This is a genomic window from Flavitalea flava, assembly GCF_054461575.1.
Genome location: NZ_JBTLQH010000103.1, coordinates 1 through 4,719, shown reverse-complemented (window position 1 = coordinate 4,719; position 4,719 = coordinate 1). Strand labels below are relative to the sequence as shown.

Annotated in this window: 1 protein-coding gene; it reads left to right on the top strand. The window is 46.7% G+C overall.

Annotated features, from left to right (window positions below):
* A partial coding sequence (locus ACX0G9_RS31515) for an amino acid adenylation domain-containing protein (protein ID WP_459068978.1) occupies positions 1 to 4,719 on the top strand: 4,719 nt, incomplete at both ends.

Here is a 4,719-nt window from a genome sequence, read left to right as displayed (position 1 = left end):
AACAAGGGTTGGGCATAACAGGAGATCTGTTCGACAGCCTGCTCGTATTCGAGAACTACCCGGTCAGCAAAGTGATCACCTCCCGATCCTGGGCATTAAAAATTGCCGGAGTCGAATTAAACGAACAAGGAAATTTTTTATTGGGAATAACGATAGCCGTCGGCAGCACCGTCATGATCCGTTTTTCTTATAATACCCGGTTGCTGCCGGGAAATTATGTACAACAAATACGTGGCCATTTTTACCAGGTATTGGGCCAACTAACAGATGGATCCCCAGGTTTGATAAGAGACATAGAATTGCTCACCAAACCGGAATACCAGCAATTGCTGAAGGAATTCAATGTAATAAATAAGGAGACCCGAAAGGAAAAAACAGTAGTAGATCTTTTTCACGAACAAGTACAACGCAACCCGGAGGCAATAGCCCTGGTTTTCGGGAACGAAGTTTTAACCTACCGGGAACTCGACAACCGCTCCAATCAATTAGGTAACTATTTGCAAAATGCAGGCGTGCGCAGCGAGACCATAGTAGCAATATGCCTTGACCGGTCTTTGGAGATGATCATCGGCATTTGGGGAATCATGAAAGCAGGTGGAGCATATGTCCCCATTGATCCCGGATTCCCTGCCGAACGGATCGGATATATCCTGAAGGATTCGGGAGCGGAAATCCTCGTGTGTAGCAGTATCAACCGATCGGGAATTTTATTGGATCATGAAATGTTTGTAGTAGAACTGGACGATGACATGGGATTGCATGGAAAAATGGAACCTAATCCTGTTTCCATACTCCCCGGACCGGATGACCTGGCCTATGTGATCTATACCTCCGGATCTACGGGTCGGCCAAAAGGAGTAATGATCGAACACCGGTGCCTGGCCAATTACCTGGTAAACAGCAAAACAAAATATATTAACCCGGAGCATCCGGAATTCCTGGTCAAAGCAGGGAGTTTTATCCATTTATCATACACTTTCGATGCTTCCCTGACAGGGATCTTCCTGCCTTTAGTAGAAGGAAAATCCATTGTTATCGGAAGGGGGGACCCGATGGAGGTGTTTAATGATGAGACATTCCTGAAGTATGCCCCTTATGATTTCTTAAAGGTTACGCCTTCCCATATTCCGCTTTTGGAATTAGCCTTGGGTAACCGGACAGGAGAATCGCTGACGAAGAAACTGGTTATCGGAGGGGAGGCGCTGCAACGCAACCAGGTCGTTAATTGGATGGGCGGGGGGACGGAGATTGTGAATGAGTATGGCCCAACGGAAGCCACCGTTGGCTGCAGCGTATATTGGTTTAAGGAATTGGAAGAAGTTGGCCCCGGGTCCAATAACAGCATACCGATCGGAAAGCCGATCGATAATATCCACCTGTATATTGTGGATGCGCAAACCCGTTTGGTACCAGTGGGAGTAACCGGGGAGCTTTGTATTGGTGGGACAGGTCTTGCCCGGGGATATTTGAATCGCCCGGATTTAACTGCAGAACGATTTATAACTCACTTATTTCAGGATTATAAGGATTCCATAGATAATGAATCAATAAGGGGCTATACTGACAGATCCAGATTATATAAAACCGGAGACCTTTGCCGGTGGCTTCCGGATGACAATATCGAATACCTTGGCCGGATAGATGAACAGGTCAAGATCCGGGGTTATCGAGTCGAGCCTGGCGAGATCGAACGGGTATTGGATGAAAGTGGCCTGGTGAAACAATGTGCAATTATAGTCAGGAAGGACGCGTATGGGAAATCCGGCCTGGTGGGCTATGTCGTACCCCGGAATGGAATGAAGCCGGAAGACATCAGTAGCATTCAGGGTGAGATCCTCACCTTTTTAAAAAACCATTTACCGGAGTACATGTTACCCTCCGGGCTGATGATACTGGAACAAATGCCCTTAACTCCCAATGGCAAGACCGACCGAAAAACCTTGCAGAGGATGGAATCCGGAGATGGCGCCTGCCGAAAAGAAAATACCTCGGCCGTTAATGCAATAGAGGTAGAGTTGGTAAAGATCTGGCAAGATTTGTTGCAGATAAAAAATGTTGGGACAAAGGATGATTTTTTTGAGCTGGGTGGACATTCCTTATTGGCGATCCGCTTAATTGCCGCTATTCGTAAACAATTGGGAGTGGAAGTTTTAATAGGAGAAATATTTGATTATCCGACCATCTCCACCCTGGCAGGAAAATTGGAGGGACATACCGGTTTGACCACCTTTACGGCTTTTATCAAACAATCCCGGCCGGATCGGATACCGTTATCCTTTGCACAGGAGCGGTTATGGTTCATTGATCAGTTGGAAGGATCCCTTCAATATCATATCCCACTCGTTCTTCGTATTAAGGGAACTCTTCAGGAGGAAGCACTAATTTATGCATTTCAGCAGATCGTCGTGCGGCATGAGGTTCTGCGTACCATGATCGAAGAGCAGGATGGTAAGGCCTTTCAGCGGGTGCAGGAAATGGTAGAATTTATGCCGGCCTTTGTGGATGATCCAATGTATAAACATAATGCCGGAGCTCTGCAATCTTATATTGAGGGGTTAATCGAAATTCCCTTCGATCTGGCTTCTGATTTTAAATTACGGGTACATCTCATCCGGTTATTTCCACGGGAATGGATTTTGGTTATGGTATTACATCATATCGCTTCGGACGGATGGTCTGCCGGCATCCTGGTCAAGGAATTGGTGGAATTATACGACGCCTATATGGAAAAACGAGAGGTCCGCTTACCGGTCCTGCCTTTACAATATGCGGATTACGCCATCTGGCAACGAAAGTATTTATCCGGGAATTTGCTGATGCTGAAAACAAATTATTGGCAGAAGCAATTAATGGGGATGGCTGCTTTAAACCTGCCGACGGATTATCCCCGTCCAGGCATACAGCGTATGCGTGGAGATATATTGCCCTTCAGACTCGGCAGGGAACTAAGCGGAGAGTTACTCCATATATCCCGGCAGGAAGGGGTAACCCTGTTCATGACACTGCTTGCCGCCTTTAAAGTATTGTTATATCGATACAGCGGGCAGGGGGATATTACAATTGGCAGTGTAATCGCCGGTCGTCAACAGTCCGAGGTGGGAGGGCTTATTGGTTTTTTCATCAACACGCTGGTGTTCCGTACAGAGCTGGGTGATAACCCGGATTTTATAACCTTGCTGCAACGGGTAAAACAAACGACATTGGCGGCTTATGAAAATCAGGAAGTGCCGTTCGAGAAAGTAGTAGAGGCGGTAGTAAAGGAGCGGGATATGAGCAGAAATCCATTGTTCGATGTATTATTTGTGATGCAGAATAATTCAGAGACGGTACCGGAGCATCCGAAATTGCCGGGGCTGGAATTAGTTGCCGAAAACATCAATCATCATACCTCAAAATTCGATCTTACCTATACCTTGGCGGAAGGGCCGGAAGGGTTGGAGGGCAGTGTGGAATACTGTTCCGATCTTTACAAAGAGGATACAATAGCGAGAATGCTGGATCATTATAAAGGATTACTGCATTCTATTTCTAAACAGCCAGGATTGCCTATAGCCTCTCTTCCCATGTTGACATTTGCCGAGCGCTACCAGGTGTTGGAGGATTTTAATCCCACCCGGGCTGATTATCCAACGGATCAGACGATTGTCGATTTGTTCGAAGAACGGGCCTTGATCGTTCCCGATGCAGTTGCCCTGGTTTTTGAAGAAGAGTGTTTGACCTTCCGGGAATTAGATGAACGTTCGAATCAATTGAGTCATTATCTACGTAAAAAAGGGGTGGGCCATGAAGATCTGGTCGCGATCTGCCTGGGAAGATCGATCGAAATGGTCGTTGGGATATTAGGCATACTCAAGACCGGAGCAGCCTATGTCCCCATCGATCCGAATTATCCTTTGGACCGGATCAGGTATATGCTGCAGGATACCGGTTCTGAAATCCTCATCAGTTCTGGTGATTGTGCGGCAAGGCTACACCTCGGGGAGATTCATCGGGCAACCGTTATAGATCTGGACAGGGCCTGTCAGGAAATAGCAGAGGGATCAACCCAGCCTTTGCCCAGGATCTTCGGCCCGGCTGATCTGGCTTACGTGATCTATACTTCGGGTTCAACGGGTCAGCCAAAGGGGGTAATGATCGAACATAAAAACCTGTTTGCTTTTATTCAATGGTGCCGGCAGGAGTTCTCGCAAAGCTATTTCGAGATTATGTATGCGGTTACTTCTCTTTGCTTCGACCTCTCGGTTTTTGAATTGTTTTATCCATTGGTGGAAGGTAAACCAGTCCGGATATTGGAGAACGGTTTATCCATTTTAGCCTGTTTGTCAAAAGATTCATCTGTTTTTGTAAATAGTGTTCCGGACGTAGTCCGGTTTTTAGTAAAAGAAAAGGCCGATTTTAAAAGGATTAGTGTAATCAACATGGCAGGTGAGCCTATTCCTCCTGAAGTTCAGCATGCCCTTGATACTAAAAGGATAGAGGTCCGGAATCTATATGGCCCTACTGAGGCAACCACTTATAGTACCTGCTACCGGGTACAAACCAGCGAACCTGTACTTATCGGCAAACCCATTGCCAATACGCGTATCTATATTACTGGTCCATTCCGTGAATTGTGTCCAATCGGAATTCAGGGAGAATTATATATCGGGGGTTCGGGAGTTTCGCGAGGTTATCTGAACCGTCCCGAGCTGACGGCGGAGCGATTTATCTCCGATCCTT